The organism is Mycolicibacterium chitae (genome assembly GCF_900637205.1).
GTDB classification, from domain to species: domain Bacteria; phylum Actinomycetota; class Actinomycetes; order Mycobacteriales; family Mycobacteriaceae; genus Mycobacterium; species Mycobacterium chitae.
The window spans coordinates 3688446-3704864 of record NZ_LR134355.1 but is presented as its reverse complement, the minus strand read 5'-3'; the positions used below and the strand labels follow the sequence as shown (position 1 = coordinate 3704864).

Sequence of the window (16419 nt, the reverse complement as noted above, 5' to 3'; positions counted from 1 at the left end):
GCCTGGCCCCGACGCCTCCGGGACGGACTTCGTGTCCGGTCCTCCCGGCGTCAGTAGATCGTGTATCCGCCGTCGACGATGATCTCGTTGCCCGTGTGGAACGTCAGCTTCGGATCCGCGAGAAACGCTGTCACTTCGTGGAATTCGTCCGGGTCGGCCCACCGTCGCATCGGGGTCCGCGCGATCGTCGCCGCCATGAACCTGTCGTCGGCCTGCCGGTCGGCGTTGATGTTGGTGCGGGTCCAACCCGGGATCAACGTGTTGCAGCGCACCCGGTGACGCGCGAGTTCCACCGCGAGGGTTCGCGCGAGACCGAGCACGCCGGTCTTACTGGCGGCATAGGACGCCAAATCCGCGCCGCCATAACGGCTGATGGTCGAGGACAGCACGATGATCGACCCGCCGCTGTCCTGAGCGACGAACCGTCGCGCGGCTTCCCGGGTGCACAGAAACGCCCCGTCGAGATTCGTGGCCAGGACCCGCCGCCACGACTCTAGCGTCAGGTCGACGATCGGAGACGCCTCCACGATCCCGGCATTGGCGACGAAACACCCCAGCGGCCCTAGCTCGGTGACGGTGCGCTCCATCGCGTCGATGACGGCGGTCTCGTCGGTGATGTCGCACGGGATTGCGATGGCCCTGCCACCCAGGGTGGTTACCTCGTCGACCACCTCGGCATTGCGATCGGCGTTGCGCGACCAGATCGACACGGCGCCACCGGCTTTGGCGATTCCGATGGCCATCGCGCGGCCGATGCCGGCGTTGCCGCCGGTGACGACGGCGTTGAGGCCGGTCAGGTCGGTCACTGGTCCGCTCCGTCCAGGTCGATGAGGGTGCTCAACACCCCGCGATGGTATGCCGGGCCGCCGAGTGCGAGCGCACTGCTCTTGGCACGCTTGAGGTACAGATGGGTGGGATGTTCCCAGGTGAACCCGATCCCGCCGTGCAATTGCAGGCATTCCTCGGCCGCCTGCTGCACGACCTCCGAGCAGTGTGCCTTCGCCAACGCAGCCGCCACCGGCAGGTCGGCCGAATCGGTCGCGGCGCATTCGGCGGCGTATCGGGCGACGGCCTTGGCCTGCGTGATCGCCACCCAGACGTCGGCCGCTCGGTGTTTCAGTGCTTGGTAGGAGCCGATGGTCCGGGCGAACTGGCGGCGAACGAGCAGGTATTCGACGGTCATTTCGAGGCACTTCTCGGCGGCCCCGAGCTGCTCCGAGGCCAGCAGCGCCGACCCGATTTGCCGGGTCCGCGTCAGCGCCGCCGCGACGTCGCGGTTGGTGGTCGCCGGTGTGGCGGCCACTCCGTCAAGAACGAGATCGGCGAGCGGGCGGGTCATGTCCAGCGACACGATGGCGTTGCGTGACAGACCGTCGGCGTGGGCGGCCACCACGTACACCGCATCCGCGACCGGGACCAGAAGCACATCCGCGACCAGGGCGTCGGCGACCGTCCGGATGGTTCCGGACAGTCGACCGTCGGTGACTTCGATCTCGGCGCCCGGCACGGCTGCGGGCGCACCGAACGGGATCGCGACGGTCGCAGTCAGCTCGCCGCGCGCCAGCCGTCCCAACAGCTCGGTCTGCTGCAGTTCCTGCAGCAACGCGATCGCCAGGCTATGCCCCAGGAACGGCACCGGGGCGACTGCGCGGCCCAGCTCCTCGGCGACCACCGCCACCTCCCGCCAACTGGCGCCGCCCCCGTCGAACTGTTCGGATACCGACAACGCGGTGCACCCCACCTCGTGGACCAGTGCGCGCCACAGGGCGCTGTCGGTCGTCTCCGGGGATTCGGTGCGGGCCAGCACCGCGTCCCACGGTGCGGATTTCGTCAGCAGTGCGCGCACGCTCGCCCGGAGTTCGTCTTCGGTATCGGAGTACAGCAGATCGCCGGTGTCCGGCGTTGCGATCCCGCTCATCGGGGCAGGTCCTTCCAGGCGAGGTCGCGGTCCAGTCGGGGCTCCGCAGGTAGTCCGAGCACCCGTTCGGCGATGATGTTGCGCATGATCTCGGAGGTTCCGCCCTCGATCGAGTTGCCCTTGGCTCGCAGATACTGCCAGGTTGGCGGTCTGTTGTCCTGCTCGCTCATCACTGGGCGGCGGTGGGTGTAGTCGCTGTGTCGCAGGGCCTCGTCGTCCATCAGATCCAGCTCCAGCGACGAAATCTGTTGATTGAGGCGGGCATACGTGAGCTTGGCGCCCGATCCCTCTGGACCGGGCAGACCGGCGGCTTGTTGTTGGCGCAGCCGTTCTGAGGTCAACCGCGCCGCTTCGGCCTGCACCCACAGCCTGAGGACGTGGTCATGCAGCATCGGTGTGCGTAGCTGTGGTCGAGTCCGCCAGAGGTTGGCCAACTTACCGATCGCGCCGCCTTCGCGAGGGGCGGTGCCGGCGCCGATGGCCATGCGCTCGTTCATCAGGGTGTGTTGCGCGACCGTCCAGCCCTGGCCGACCTCGCCGAGCCGATGCGCGTCGGGGATCCAGACGTCGTCGAGGTAGACCTCGTTGAATTCGCTTTCGCCGGTGATCTGCCGCAGCGCGCGCACGTCCACGCCGCTTTCCCGCATATCGCACACCAAGAACGTCATTCCGCGATGCTTCGGCACGGTCGGATCGGTACGGGCCAGCAGGATCGCCCAGGTCGCGTTGTGCGCCATCGAGGTCCAGACCTTCTGGCCATTGATCCGCCAGCCCGCGCCATCGGGCGTGGCCCGGGTCGAGACGTTGGCCAGATCCGATCCGGCACCCGGCTCGCTGAACAGCTGGCACCAGATCTCCTCGGAGGTCCACAGCGGCCGCAGCCAGCGCTGCTGTTGTTCGGCCGACGCGAACCGCAACAACGTGGGCGCCGCCATCCCGAGCCCCACGATGTTGCCGACCGGATCGTTATCCGGTGCGCCGGCGGTCGCGAACACGTGATCGACACCGGCCTGCAGCCCAGGCTCCAGCCCCAGCCCGCCCAGACCCTCGGGGTAATGAACCCAGGCCAACCCCGCGTCGAACCGCGCCCGCAAGAACGCCAACCGGTCAGTGCTTTGCGGAGGGTGTTCCGACAAGAAGTCGGCGACCTGATCGGCCAGCCGGCTCGCGGTCAGGGGTGCGGTCGTCATACATGTCCTCTCAGCGACGGGCGAGTAGAAACTGTCGTGCCCAGCATCGCGGGGCCGATCCAGGATGATCGACCGCGCCGGTGAAACTGGTTGTCCGATTTGCCGTTAAGACTCGGGCGTGAACAGGATCGGCATCTTCACAACGCCACGTGTCTGGGCCGGATGCCAGACCGGGGGATCGCTCGGGTCAAGTCGGTAGTCGGGGATGCGGCGGTGGATCTCCTGCATTGCCACGACCAACTCGATCCGCGCGAGGTGGGATCCGATGCAGCGATGCGGTCCCGATCCGAAGGACAGGTGCCGGTTGGGCTTACGCTCGATCTCGAAGCGGGTGGGGTTGTCGAATTCGTGCGCGTCGCGGTTGGCGGCGGTCAGGCTCAGCAGGAGTTGATCGCCCGCTTTGATCGGGACACCAGCGATGACGGTGTCTCGCCTTGCGCTGCGGCCCATCGAGACGGCCGCCTCGATGCGAAGAATCTCCTCCACGGCGGCGGGGGCCAAACCGGGGTTGTCGATGAGCTTCTGTCGTTGTTCGGGATTGTTGGCCAGGTACAGCAGGCCCCATGCCAGGGAGCCCTGCACGGTGTGTAGGCCACCGAGCAGCAGCAGGAAGAACATGTTGCTCAACTCGGCGTCGGTGAGAAGGCGCCTTTCGCCCTGGAGCTCGATCGGTGTGTGGATGATCTGGCTCGTGACATCGCTGCCGGGCTCCGGCCGGTTCCTGCGTTCCTCGACGACACCGGCGAAGTAGCCATGCATCTGCATCATGGCGTCGATGGTGGCCTGGCGCGAAGCTTCCTCGCCGAGTTCGGGTTTTCCTTGCAGGAAGGTGTCGCTGGCCTCGGTGAACAGCGGGGCATCTCGCAGCGGCAGGTCCATCAGACCGAGGAACATCCGCGTCGGTAATTCGTGGGCGAATTCGGCAACGAACTCGGCGGATCCGCGCATGGCAAACCCGTCGAGCAGTTCCCCGGTCGTTTCCCGGATGATTGTCTCGAGGGCCTTCATCCGGCGGGGGCTGAACAGCGGCTGCATCGCCTGGCGGAAAGCTGTGTGCTCGGGCGGGTCCAATTCCAGTGGCACGATCTTGCCCTGGTCGTTGGGCCGGATGTCGTTGGGATAGCTCGAGAAGAGGTCGGCATCGCGCAGGATCTGCTGAATCTCTTCGTAGCCGGTGACGATCCAATGGCCGCCGTAGGCGCTCGAGTAGACCACGGGCCCGATCCCAGCGAGCTTGGCGATCTCCTCCTGGAATCGGTCGGCGGGGCTGGTCAACGCGGGGTCGAAGATGTCGAAATCAACCCGCAACCGTTCGGGAATGTCAGTGGTAGTAGCCGTCATCTCTCAATCCTGTGGTCGTCGATCACCGGGACGCCGATTGGTAGCGAACAGAGTGTGGTGGGTATCACCTACGATAACCTTATTCCATTAGATATGGGGTGTCTGTAGTTTTTGCGATGTTGTCAGGCCGGCGTGAACCGGAGTGGCATCTTGACGACGCCGCGCACCTGGCTGGGGTGCCAGATCGGCGGATCGTCCGGGTCGAGCCGGTAATCGGGAATCCGACGGTGGATCTCCTGCAGCGCAATGCTCAATTCGAGGCGGGCCAGATGCGAACCGATGCAACGATGGGCCCCGACGCCGAAGGACAGATGCCTGTTGGGGATCCGCGCGATGTCCATCGAGTCCGAATTCTCGTACTGACGCTGGTCGCGGTTGCCGCCGGCGAGGACGAGCAGCAGTTGGTCGTCGGCCTTGATCGGCACGCCCCCCAACGTGGTGTCCCGCGTGGCGCGACGTCCAGGGGAGACAGCGCCCTCGAGGCGCAGGATCTCTTCGATGGCCGACGGGAGCAGGTCGGGGTTGTCGATGAGTTTCTGGCGCTGGCCGGGATTGTTGGCCAGGTGCTGCAGCGCCCAGGCCAGGGAACCCTGCACGGTGTGCAGACCGCCGAGCAGGAGCAGGAAGAACATGTTGCACAGCTCGGCATCGGTGAAGTTGCGGGTCTCGCCCAGGATCTCCACGGGGGTGCGCACGATGTGACTCGTGATGTCGGTGCCGGGTTCGGGGCGATTCTTGCGTTCTTCGACAACCCCGGCGAAGTAGCCAAGCATCCGGTGCAGAGCCTCCTCCATCGCCTTCCCCGATTCTTCTCTGCCCAACTCGGGTTTGCCCTGGATGAAGATGTTGGTGGCCTCGGTGAACAGCGGCGCGTCCCGAAGTGGCAGGTCCATCAGACCTAGGAACATGCGGGTCGGCAGTTCGTGGGCGAATTCCGCGACGAACTCCGCCGAGCCCCGGTGGGCGAAGCCATCGATGAGTTCGTTGGTCGTGTCGCGGATGACGGTTTCGAGCGTCTTCATCCGGCGGGGACCGAAAATCGGTTGCAGCGCTTGGCGATAGGCCGTGTGCTCGGGCGGGTCCAGTTCGAGCGGCAAGGTCTTCTCGTCGCCGTGCGGCATGATGTTGGTGGGCCAGGCGGAAAACCGCTCGGGGTCGAGCATCCCCCCTTGGATCTCGTCGTACCCCGTCACCACCCAATGTCCGTCGTGGGCGGTGGAATAGACCACCGGACCGATCGCGGCCAACTTCGCGACCTCGGACTGAAATCTATCGGTCGGCGCGGTCAGCGCTGGGTCGAAGACGTCGAAGTCGACCCGCAGGTGATCGGGAACGCCGGTGGAGCTAGCGGGCATGTCTCTCATCCTGTCGTTGTGCGGTGGTGGAAATCCGGTCGCGAAGGCACGAAGACGATCCGGCGGTGTCGCCGCCGGTGCGGTTGGTCCTGCGGGCCGCAGTTCAGACTTAACCTTATATCTATAGGTAAGTTGGTCAAGACGTGATCGGCCTGTTCGCATTGAGGGATGCCTGCAACCCTTGGCTGCCGGAACCTCCCGTCGCGTAAGGTATAAAACTTATGACGATAGATAAAGGCGCGCCTGATGTGGCGACATTCGGTGTCGCGATGCCGTTCTTCGACCATCAGCTGGCCTATGACGCGATCGCGGGCTTTGCGATCAGCGCGCAGCGGGCAGGATTCGACGGACTCTGGCTGTCCGACCACCTGGTAGTGGGTCCGCCCCCGCAGCTGTCGCGGACGTGGTACGACGCGCCCACCCTGCTGGCCGGTCTGGCTGGGGTCGTGCCAGGGATGGCTCTGGGCACCGACGTCCTGATCGCCGCCTATCGTCATCCGGTCGCCGCGGCCAAGGCGCTGGCCACCGTGGACATCGTCAGCGGCGGGCGGCTGACCGTGGGGGTGGGTACCGGCCATTCGGAGCACGAGTACGTCACGGTGGGTGCGGACTTCCGGAACCGCGGTGCGGTGACCGACGAGTACATCCAGGCATGGAAGCAGATCTGGACTCCGGGTCCGGCAGTGTTCCGCGGCGAATACATCGTCCTCGATGAGCCCGAACTGGGCCCCCTGCCGGTCCGGCAGCCACACCCACCGATCTGGGTCGGCGGGGACAGCCCGGCGGCGATCCGGCGGACCGTTCGCCTTGGCGACGGGTGGCACCCGCTCAGCCTCACTCCGCAGCGCTACGCCGACGGCGTCGCACAGCTGCGCCGCGAGTGCGATCGGTTGGGTAAGTCGCTGCCGACGTTGTCCTACAGCGGATTCTTCGGTGACATCGTCACGCGAGCGGTGGAGGAAACCACTCGCGTGCCGCTGACCGGCGGCGTCGAGCAGGTCATCGATGACGTGGGTCGGCTCAGTGAGATCGGGGTGCGCAACTTCGTCTTCCGCCTCGGCGCGGCCGAGCACAACAACGCCCAGAATCTCGAGCAGTTGGCCCTTGTGGCCGAGATGGTCCTTCCTGCTGTACGCGAATGACAACGAGGTGAGGGTGAGCGGCCCGAAGACGGGGGAGTCGGGCCGCCCACGGTCCTCAGCGTGGGAACTGACCGTCGTCGGCCTTGATGACCGTCCCCGTCACGACCTCGGACGACGGACCCACCAGGAACAGCAACGTGCTGTCCAGCTGGGCCGGCTCCCCGAACCGTTTGCGCGGCAGGCGCTGCGAGAAGTCGCCGACCCGCGCGACCATGCCGTCGTGCATCTCCGAGGCGAATGACCCGGGCGATATCGCGTTGACGTTGATTCCGTAGCGCACCCACTCCACGGCGAGCGCCTCGGTCATCCGGTTGACCGCAGCCTTGGTGGAGGAGTACAGGGCCGCGCCGTTGCCCGTGTAATTGAAGGCCGCCATCGAGGAAAGGTTGACGATCCGTCCGGGTAGTCCCGCGGCGATCAGTCGGCGCGCCACCTCGCAGGACAGCACGAACGGGCCGCGCACGTTAGTCGCAATGACGGCGTCGATGGCCTCGAGCGACATCTTGTGTGCCCGCTGCGCATCGGGGATGCCGGCGTTGTTCACCAGGATCGTGACGGTGCCGAATGCCGACTCGGCGTGGTCGAGAGCGCTCACGCAGTCGGTCGCGTCGGTGACGTCCATGGTGAACGGCTCGCACTGTCCGCCGGTCGAGACGATCTCGTCGGCAACTTCTTTGAGTCGGTCGCCGCGGCGGCCGGTGACGACCACGCGCGCACCGGCGGCAGCCAGCGTCTGGGCGAAGCGTCTGCCCAGGCCCGAACTCGCACCAGTCACCAGGGCGACCTGACCGCTCAGGTCGGTCGAGGCGTAGGGGAGGGGGAAGTCCTGCGCTTCGGAATCAGTCACCGATCGACTCGCTTTCTGGGTGGGCTGCGTTGGCGTTCGGGTGCCTACGTCGAGCCGCGGAGGAGGTCACGCGCTATCTAATGCGTTTAGGTTAGCAGTGTGGGAGGTTGCCCGGCAACGGAGCCCGTGCGTCCTCGGGGCGGTGTAGTCAGCGCTGACACGCCGGACACCAGTAGGTGACCCGGTCCCCGGAACGGTCGGTCTCGATCGCCGTCCCGCAGCGCCGGCACGGCTCGCCCGCGCGGCCGTACACCCACAGGTCGCGGCCCCGGCGGGTGTCCCCGGTGGTGACCCGCTGCACCCGGGATCGGTTGGCCCACAACATCTGCTGGGTCCGCTGCAGCAAGCGCACCGGGTCGGACACGGCCCCGACGGCGGTCTGCGGCCGCAGTCCGAACACGTAGCAGAGTTCGTTCGCGTAGACGTTGCCCACCCCGGCCAGTACCCGCTGGTCCAGCAGCGTCTCGGCGATCGGGCGGCCCGGGTCGGCCATCAGGTTCGCCGCGGCGGCCTCCGCGGACCAGTCGGGCCCCAGCAGATCCGGGCCCAGGTGCGCGACGACGTCGAGATCGCGGGCCCGCTCCAGGATCTCCAGGACCCCGAGATCGACGCCGACGGCACGGGAATCGGCCGTCTCGAGGATGATCCGGACCTTGTGGGCCGGCACCCGCATCCGCCCGGTCTGCCAGCTGCCGTCCATCTTCAGGTGCGAGTGGATGCTGGCGGTCCCGGCGCGGATGAACAAATGCTTGCCGCGGCAGAGCACCTCGTCGACCACCTGACCGCTCAGGTCGACCGTGGCGTAGCGAGGGACCCGGACCTCGCAGCGGGTCAGGGTCTTGCCCACCAACGCCTCGCGCAGTTTCTCGGCCGTCCGGTAGACGGTGTCGCCCTCCGGCATCAGCGCAACCGCAGTCCACGCGGGGTGCGGGCGAACCCGGCGGCCAGTAGCGCCGCGGCGGCGGCCGAGTCGCGGCCGGTGAGCACCGGCACGCCGTCGATGCGCTCCACCACCAGGCCCGGGATCCGGCGCTGCGCAACCAGATCCGCTAGCGCCGCGGCCGCCGCGTTCTGCACGCCGACGTCGGTGGTGAAGCTCAGCAGCGAACGCCCGCCGCGTTCGAGGTACCAGGCCGGCTCGCCGTCGACGAGGGCCACCAGGGCACCAGCCTTGCGGCCCGGGCGGTGCGCGCTGTCGGTGTCGACGGCCCGGGCGGGCCAGGGCAGCGCGGCGCCGTAGGGGTTGGCGGGGTCGGTCGCGGCGAGCACCTGCGCGGCACCGGCGCGCTGCTCGTCGTCGATGGTGTCGGCGAAGCCGCGCAACCGATCCACGGTGGTGGCCGTGGCGAACTGCGCCCCACCCAGGGATTCGACGAAATAGCCGCGCTGGCAGCGGCCGGCCTCCTCCAGCGCGGCGAGCACCTTGTAGAGCGTGGCGAACCCGCCCGGGGTGTTCTCGGCGGCGACCGCGCCGCGGGTCAGCACGCCGTGCCGGGCCAGCAGCTGATCGGCCTGGAAGTGCGCGCGCACCGTCGAATCCAGCTCCACTTCCGGCAGCAGCGACCAGCGCCCGGCCACCGTCGGGTCGCTGTCCCGCGCATGCGCGCCGAGGTTGGTGTCGACGCGGTAGTTGCGCATCCGGGGGGCGCGGCGGTGCCGATGCGCCGGGGCGCTCGACCGGCGGGCGCCGGTGCGCCGGCCGCCGGTCAGCAGCGCCCGGACCGGGGCGAACGTGTCGCCGGTGACGTGGCCGCCCCAGATCAGCTGCCACAGCGCCTCTTTGAGCTCACCGGTGCCGATCCCGTCGGTGCTGAGCTGACGGAAGAAGTACGCGCCCCCGCCGTCGAGCGCCGCCAGGATGGCGCGGTGGGCGTCGGTGTGCTCGAGCTCGGTCGGGGGCGCCAACGACAGCGGGGCCGCGTCCGCGCCGTGGAACGCGATCCAGCCGTCGCCGGTGGCCAGCGGGCCGGCGCCGGACCAGATCACCTCGCCGGAGGCCAGCAGTTCGTCCAGCATCGCCGGTTGATAGTCGCGCACCCGTTGCCCGAAGATCAGCGGTTCGATCGCGGAGGCCGGCATCGGCACGCCGGCCAGTTGATCGATCACGGTGGCCAGGCCGTCGACACCGGCGGTCGCCTCACCGCCCACCTGCTGCCAGGCCGGCAGGAAGCGGGCATAGGCGGCGGTGCTGACCGGCTCGATCTGGGCGCGCAGCGCCGCCAGGGAGCGCCGCCGCAGGATGCGCAGCACCTCCGCGTCGCACCATTGGTCGCCGTGGCCGGTATCGGTAGGGACGTCGGTGAATTCGCCGCGCACCAACTTGCCGTCGACCGCGAGGCGGCCCAGCACGTCGGCGGCCACCCGCAGGCCCAGCCCGAACCGCGCCGCGGCCTCGGCGGTGGTGAACGGTCCGCGGGTGCGCGCGTAGCGGCCCAGCAGCTCGCCGAGCGGGTCGACGACGGGTTCGAGGAACGCCGTGGCCACGCCCACCGGCACCGCCACCCCGACCCCGTCACGCAGCCGGGCGATGTCCTCCACCGCGGCCCACCACTGCTTGTCGGCGTAGGAGACCGGCAGCGCCCGCTTGGCCGCCCGCAGCTCCGCCAGCCACTCATCGACCTCGGCGCCGTCGGCGCGCGCGGCGATCTCCTCGCTCGTCAGCGGCCCGAGCAGCCGCAGCAGGTCGGCGACGCCCTCGGCGTCCCGTGCGGCCCGCTCGGTGCTGAGGTGCTGCAGCTGACGGGTGGTCGCGGCGATGACGTCGGCGTCGAGCAGTTCCCGCAACTCGATGCGGCCCAACAACTCGGCCAGCAGGGTGGGGTCCAACGCCAGTGCGGCCGCGCGCCGTTCGGCCAGCGGGCTGTCGCCCTCGTACATGAACGCCCCGACGTAGCCGAACAGCAGCGACGCCGCAAACGGCGACGGGGTGGTGGTCTCGACCTCGGTGACGCGCACCCGGCGCTGCGCGATCCGGGCCATCAGCTCGACCAGGCTCGGCACGTCGTAGACGTCCTGCAGGCATTCCCGCACGGCCTCGAGGACGATGGGGAAGTCGGGGTAGTGCCGGGCCACGTCGAGCAGTTGCGCAGCGCGCTGGCGCTGATGCCACAGCGGGGACCGCTTGCCGGGGTGGCGGCGCGGCAGCAGCAACGCCCGCGCCGCGCACTCCCGGAAGCGGGACGCGAACAGCGCCGAGCCGCCGACCTCGGCGGTGACCAGCGGCTCGATCTCGTCGGGCTCGAAGACGAAAATGTCTGCCCCGGGCGCGGTTTCGGGTCCGTTGAGGGTGTCGGGCAGGCGCACGATGATGCCGTCGTCGGAGGCGGTGGGCTTCTCGTCGATGCCGTAGCGCTCGTAGATCCGCTTGCCGACCGCCAGCGCCAGCGGCCCGTGCACCCGCAGCCCGTACGGCGAGTGCAGGATGACCCGCCAGTCGCCGAGTTCGTCGCGGAACCGCTCGACCAGCAGCGCGCTGTCCGACGGCACGGTGCCGGTGGCGGTCTTCTGCTCGTCCAGCAGCTGCCACAGGTTGTCTCCTGCGTAGTCGTCGAAGCCGATCGTCTGACAGCGCTGGGTGAACGCCTCGCGGTCAAGGCGCGCCAGTTCGCCGGTGAACTCGCCGATCGCGGCCCCGAGTTCGGCCGGCCGGCCCACCCCGTCGCCGCGCCAGAACGGCAGCCGGGCCGGCTCACCGGGGGCGGGGACCACCAGCACCCGGTCGTGGGTGATCTCGGTGATCCGCCAGCTGGTGGCGCCGAGTGAGATCACATCGCCGGGGCGCGACTCGTACACCATCTCCTCGTCGAGTTCACCCACCCGGGAGGGTTTTTCGGTGTCGGCGCTGCTGGCCAGGTACACCGTGAACAGGCCGCGGTCCGGGATGGCGCCGCCGGAGGTGACGGCCAGGCGCTGGGCGCCGGGCCGCGCCGTCAGGGTGCCGGTGTCGCGGTCGTAGACCACCCGCGGTCGCAGCTCGGCGAACTCGGTGGACGGGTACTTGCCGCTGAGCAGGTCCAGGGTGGCCTCGAAGGCGCTGCGCGGCAACGTCGCGAACGGGGCGCTGCGGCGCACCGTGTCGAACCACACGTCGGCGTCCAGCGGCTCCAGCGCGCTGGCGGCCACTGTGTGCTGGGCCAGCACGTCGAGTGGGTTGGTGGGCACCCGCATGGCCTCGATGGCCCCGCCCAGCATGCGTTGCACCGTCACCGCGCACCCGATCAGGTCGGTGCGGTGCTTGGGGAACAGCACGCCCTGGCTGATCTCGCCGACCTGATGGCCCGCGCGGCCGATCCGCTGCAGGCCGCTGGCCACCGAGGGCGGGGTCTCGACCTGGATCACCAGGTCCACCGCGCCCATGTCGATGCCCAACTCCAGGCTCGAGGTGGCCACCACGGCCTTGAGTTGGCCGCTCTTGAGCGCGTTTTCGACCTCGGCGCGCGACTCCTTGGACACCGAGCCGTGGTGGGCGCGGGCCAACACCGGTTCGGCGCCGAGGGTCTGCCCGCTAGCCATGACGTAGGCCGGGGCGCCGCCGGCCACCGTGGGATTGCGCGGGTTCGGACTGTCGTTCGGACGGTCGGAGCCGAGGCGCTCGGCGTGAATCTCGTTGAGCCGGGCGGTGAGCCGCTCGGCCAGCCGCCGCGAGTTGGCGAACACGATCGAGGAGTTGTGCGCCTCGATGAGATCGACGATGCGTTCCTCGACGTCGGGCCAGATGGAGCCCTCGGCCAGATTGGCCATGTCCGGCACGGGCACCTGCACGCTGAGGTCGAAGGTCTTGGTCGCCGGCGGCGCGACGATGCTGGTCGGGCCGGCGGCCGAGCCCGACAGGAACCGGGCCACCTCCTCGGCCGGCCGCACGGTGGCCGACAGGCCGATCCGCTGCGCCGGTGTGTCCAGCAGGGCATCGAGGCGTTCCAGCGACAGCGCCAGGTGGGCGCCGCGCTTGGTGCCGGCCACCGCGTGCACCTCGTCGATGATGACCGTCTGCACGCCGGTCAGCGACTCGCGCGCGGCCGAGGTCAGCATGAGGAACAGCGACTCTGGGGTGGTGATCAGGATGTCGGGTGGCTTGGCGATCAGTTCCCGACGACGGTTGGGCGGGGTGTCCCCGGACCGAACGCCCACGGTGATCGCCGGGGCGGGTTGATTGTTGCGCTCGGCGATCCGCGCGATCCCGGTCAGCGGGGTGCGCAGGTTGCGCTCGACGTCGACGGCCAGGGCCTTGAGCGGGGAGATGTAGAGCACCCGGGTGCTGGGTGTGGTCCGCGGATCCTGGGCCAGCCGGTCGATGGCCCACAGGAACGCCGCGAGCGTCTTGCCGGACCCGGTGGGCGCGATGACCAGGGTGTTCTCGCCGTCGGCGATCGCGGCCCAGGCCTGGGCCTGGGCCGGGGTGGGGGCCACGAAGGTGCCCGCGAACCAATCCCGGGTGAGCCCGCCGAAGCGAGCCAGCGGATCAATTCGAGGGGCCACCCCTCCATGGTGCCAAGAGTGCCCGACAAATATTGCGTCGTCTTCGCGTTGTCGTAGCCGCGCGCAGGTCACGGTGCCGCGTATAGGATTCCTTCGTGGTGGCGGGGGACTGGCAGCCGCTCATTCCGGCGGCCACGATCGGGCGGCCCGGTACGCCCGGTCAATGCGTGCCGCGGACCGCCATCGTGAAGGCGGTGCTGGGCACCCGGGGCGGCGATCTGGTCACGGTGGTGGCGCCGGCGGGCTACGGCAAGACCACCGCCGTCAACCAATGGGATGAGGCCGATCCCAGGCTGTTCGCCTGGCTGCGCCTCGACCGCCTCGACGACGACCCGGTGCACCTGCTGTTGCACATTGCGACCGCGCTCGACCGGATGTGTCCGTTGGACCGGACGGTGTTGCGCTACCTGCGCGGACCCGGTCGCGATCCGCTGACGCAATTGGTACCGGCGCTGGTCGGGGCGTTGGACGAGTGCGAGCCGCTGGTGCTGGTGATCGATGATGTCCACGCACTGTCGGCCGCACCGGCTCGGCTGGCCTTGGCGGCGTTGATCGCCGAGGCGCCGATCTCCCTGACCGTGGTCCTGGTGGGCCGTTCCGTACCGCCGGTGCATGCGGCCCGGCGCCGATTGGGCGGCCGGTTGGTCGAGGTCGACATCACCGATCTGGCATTGTCCGAAGAAGAGGCGACACAGGTCTTTTCGGCCGTCGGCGCGCGCTGCGACGACGATGTGTTCTCGTCGGTCCTGGGCAGGTGCGAGGGCTGGGCGGCGGCGGTGGTGCTCGTCGCGCTCTCGGCGCGGGACGGCACCGACCCCGTCGCATTGACCGGTAGCCACCCGCTGGTGGCCGACTACCTGATGGAAGAGGTTCTCGGCCAACTCGATCCGGACTCCGTGCGGTTCCTGACGGAATCCACGGTCCTGCAGCGGTTCTCCGCGGCCACGCTGGACGAGATGCTCGGCCGTACCGATTCGGCGCGACGGCTGGAACAGATTCGCGGTTCGGGCAACCTCTTCGTGATTTCGCTTGATGCCGAGGGGGTGTGGTACCGCTACCACAGTCTGCTCGGCGACTTCCTGCGGCATCGGCTGCGCTCAACCGACCCGGTTCGACTCCGGGTGCTGGCCGGGCGGGCCGCTCGAATGCTGGACCGGCAGGGCGATCTCGATGCCGCGATGGAGTGTGCCCTGCGCGCCGGGGACCGCCGGTACGCCGCGGCCCTGGTGGGCCGCGAGGCGGTGCGGTTGGGCTTCGACGGCCGCGGCGGACTCCTGGCCCGCCGGGTGGGGATGCTGGACGAGCGCACCGTGACCGAGCACCCCGACGCGGCCATCGCCAGTGCGTGGTTGGCCGTCACCACCGGCGATGCGGCGTCGATCCAGCGCTCGCTGATGTGGGCGGCGCGCGCCGACCGCGGCGCCGCGCTGGCCGACGGTACGCCGTCGGTGGAAGTCGCTGTGGCACTGCTGAGTTCGTTGGTGGGCACGGGCGGGGTGCACGATGTCGTACGGCACGCCGAGACGGTGCGCGCGGCGGGCGACTGCACGGTGAACCCGTGGTGGGGTGCGGCCACGGTGATGCTGGGCGCCGCGGAGGCGATGCTCGGCAACAACGACCGGGCACGGGTGTTGCTGGAATCTGCGCTGCCGCTGCTGGACGAGCTGCCCGGCTTCCAGGCCGCCGCGTTGTCGCACCTGGCCCTGTTGGATCTCGGTGACGGCGACGAGGCCGGCTGCTTGGCGCGCGGATCCACGGCCCGGGATATCGCCGACGCCTTCGATCTCAGCGATGTCGTCCCGCTCATCGTCACCTACGGGGTCAGTGCGCTAGTGGAGGCCCGCACCGGGAAGGTCGCGGCGGCAAGGGAATCGATCGTGATCACCGAACGACTCCTGGGCAACCTGGGAAATCTCGCGGCGCGCACGGCGCTGCTCGGACACGGCCTGCTGGCCTGGTCGGCGGCGGTGCTCGGGGACCGCGAGGTGATGACGCGACATCTCGAGGAGGGGGGCCGGGCCGGGCGACGCGAGCCGGCGGCGGTGGCGCTGCTGCGACGGCTTGAACGGGTCCGCGTGTTGGCCGTCGGCGGTGATCGCAAGCCGTTGACCGCGGCCGAGTTGCGGCTGTTGCCGCACCTGGCAACGCATCTGTCGTTGCAGCGCATCGCCGAGGAACTGATGATCGGCCGCGAGACCGTGAAGAGTCAGGCGACCTCGATCTATCGCAAGCTGGCGGTGGCTTCGCGTGCCGAGGCGGTGGCCGAGGCGAAACGAGTGGGCCTGCTGGCCAATTAAACGCCCGCCGTGGGAATTTCCCCCATTCTGGGTGATGTCGAGGAGCCACCGCCGGTTTACATTGCTCATCAGCAAAGTCGGGGTAGGCCACGGGTGCACAGCGCCCGTGGCCATCAATTCCTGCACTTGGCGGATCGATACGACCTCACGGGCAGGAGATTGGCGATGCGCAAGGCGTTCCCTCTCGCGGTGTTGGCCGCCGGTGTCACGGCCTCGCTGCTGGTCTCCACCCCGGCGGTGGCGAGTCGCAGCGACGGTCCCCGCCCGGCGATCACCGAGAGCACCTATCCGTGGTGCGACTTCGATTGGTACTGCAACGACGACGATCTGGGTGTCCTGCTCGACGAGGGGCCCCAGCGCCCCCAGGTGGACAACGACCTACCGGGCCGCGATCGCCCCGACCGTGATCGGCCAGACCGTGACCGTGACCGTGACCGCGGCGGCCGGAGGTGACGACCGTGGTCTCCAACTTGCGCCATAGTCGACTACGTAAAGGAGCGGGTATGTCCGTTTTCGTTCGATCTGCAGTCGCCGCGGCCTTCGCCGCCGGCATGTTGCTCACCGCGGCGCCGGCAGCGTTCGCCGAGGATCCGCCGCCGCCACCGCCGAACTGCTCGGTGGGAGACATGACCGGCATCATGTCGGGGGTCTCGGCCTCGATGTCGGCCTACATGTTCACCCATCCGCCCGTCAACGCGTTCTTCACCAGCCTGAAGGGACAGCCGAAGGAACAACGGACCGAACAGATCTCGTCGTATCTGGACGCCAATCCGCAAGTACGCAACGAACTCACGGCCATCCGGCAGCCCATGATGGATTTCCGGGCCCGGTGCGGTGTTCCGCTCACCGACTGA

At 68.8% G+C, this 16419-nt stretch carries 12 protein-coding genes; 4 read left to right on the top strand and 8 right to left on the bottom strand.

Annotation, left to right across the window (positions count from 1 at the left end; all coding sequences use genetic code 11):
* Positions 1-50: 50 nt before the first annotated feature.
* The 5 genes from EL338_RS17700 to EL338_RS17680 all read right to left on the bottom strand — a co-directional run bounded on the left by EL338_RS17700 (position 51) and on the right by EL338_RS17680 (position 5804).
* Positions 51-806, bottom strand: a complete 756-nt coding sequence (locus EL338_RS17700; RefSeq protein WP_170217404.1) for an SDR family NAD(P)-dependent oxidoreductase — start codon at positions 804-806, stop codon at positions 51-53.
* Complete coding sequence (locus tag EL338_RS17695) at positions 803-1918, bottom strand: acyl-CoA dehydrogenase family protein (RefSeq protein ID WP_126334941.1); 1116 nt, start codon at positions 1916-1918, stop codon at positions 803-805. The genes EL338_RS17700 and EL338_RS17695 overlap by 4 nt, the downstream gene beginning before the upstream one ends.
* Entirely contained in the window at positions 1915-3108 is a 1194-nt protein-coding gene (locus EL338_RS17690) for an acyl-CoA dehydrogenase family protein (protein WP_126334940.1), read from the bottom strand. Before EL338_RS17690 ends, EL338_RS17695 begins: the two co-directional genes overlap by 4 nt.
* Positions 3109-3213: 105 nt before the next feature.
* Entirely contained in the window at positions 3214-4449 is a 1236-nt protein-coding gene (locus EL338_RS17685) for a cytochrome P450 (protein ID WP_126334939.1), read from the bottom strand.
* Between the two features lie 122 nt (positions 4450-4571).
* Positions 4572-5804, bottom strand: coding sequence for a cytochrome P450 (locus EL338_RS17680; protein WP_126334938.1), 1233 nt, complete (start codon positions 5802-5804; stop codon positions 4572-4574).
* Between the two features lie 248 nt (positions 5805-6052).
* Between EL338_RS17680 and EL338_RS17675 the strand changes: the two genes are divergently transcribed.
* Entirely contained in the window at positions 6053-6946 is an 894-nt protein-coding gene (locus EL338_RS17675) for a TIGR03619 family F420-dependent LLM class oxidoreductase (protein ID WP_163792220.1), read from the top strand.
* Between the two features lie 55 nt (positions 6947-7001).
* On the opposite strand, the gene EL338_RS17670 is transcribed toward EL338_RS17675, so the two are convergent.
* The 3 genes from EL338_RS17670 to EL338_RS17660 all read right to left on the bottom strand — a co-directional run bounded on the left by EL338_RS17670 (position 7002) and on the right by EL338_RS17660 (position 13268).
* Positions 7002-7793, bottom strand: coding sequence for an SDR family NAD(P)-dependent oxidoreductase (locus EL338_RS17670; protein ID WP_126334936.1), 792 nt, complete (start codon positions 7791-7793; stop codon positions 7002-7004).
* Between the two features lie 148 nt (positions 7794-7941).
* Positions 7942-8694, bottom strand: coding sequence for an endonuclease VIII Nei2 (gene nei2 / locus EL338_RS17665; RefSeq protein WP_126334935.1), 753 nt, complete (start codon positions 8692-8694; stop codon positions 7942-7944).
* The gene (locus EL338_RS17660; protein WP_126334934.1) at positions 8694-13268 is read right to left on the bottom strand and encodes an ATP-dependent helicase; all 4575 of its coding nucleotides are present in this window, start codon (positions 13266-13268) and stop codon (positions 8694-8696) included. Before EL338_RS17660 ends, nei2 begins: the two co-directional genes overlap by 1 nt.
* Positions 13269-13363: 95 nt before the next feature.
* Between EL338_RS17660 and EL338_RS17655 the strand changes: the two genes are divergently transcribed.
* The 3 genes from EL338_RS17655 (at position 13364) to EL338_RS17645 (ending at position 16419) form a co-directional block, all read left to right on the top strand.
* Complete coding sequence (locus EL338_RS17655) at positions 13364-15565, top strand: winged helix-turn-helix domain-containing protein (protein ID WP_126334933.1); 2202 nt, start codon at positions 13364-13366, stop codon at positions 15563-15565.
* Positions 15566-15730: 165 nt separating this feature from the next.
* The gene (locus EL338_RS17650; protein ID WP_126334932.1) at positions 15731-16018 is read left to right on the top strand and encodes a hypothetical protein; all 288 of its coding nucleotides are present in this window, start codon (positions 15731-15733) and stop codon (positions 16016-16018) included.
* A gap of 50 nt (positions 16019-16068) precedes the next feature.
* Positions 16069-16419 (top strand): heme-binding protein, encoded by a 351-nt coding sequence (locus EL338_RS17645; protein ID WP_126334931.1) that lies wholly within the window; start codon positions 16069-16071, stop codon positions 16417-16419.

Coding starts and splice junctions, on each gene's coding strand:
- EL338_RS17695 (WP_126334941.1), bottom strand. CDS start 1,918: ATGAGCGGGATCGCAACGCCGGACACCGGCGATCTGCTGTACTCCGAT.
- EL338_RS17690 (WP_126334940.1), bottom strand. CDS start 3,108: ATGACGACCGCACCCCTGACCGCGAGCCGGCTGGCCGATCAGGTCGCC.
- EL338_RS17685 (WP_126334939.1), bottom strand. CDS start 4,449: ATGACGGCTACTACCACTGACATTCCCGAACGGTTGCGGGTTGATTTC.
- EL338_RS17680 (WP_126334938.1), bottom strand. CDS start 5,804: ATGCCCGCTAGCTCCACCGGCGTTCCCGATCACCTGCGGGTCGACTTC.
- nei2 (WP_126334935.1), bottom strand. CDS start 8,694: ATGCCGGAGGGCGACACCGTCTACCGGACGGCCGAGAAACTGCGCGAG.
- EL338_RS17650 (WP_126334932.1), top strand. CDS start 15,731: ATGCGCAAGGCGTTCCCTCTCGCGGTGTTGGCCGCCGGTGTCACGGCC.
- EL338_RS17645 (WP_126334931.1), top strand. CDS start 16,069: ATGTCCGTTTTCGTTCGATCTGCAGTCGCCGCGGCCTTCGCCGCCGGC.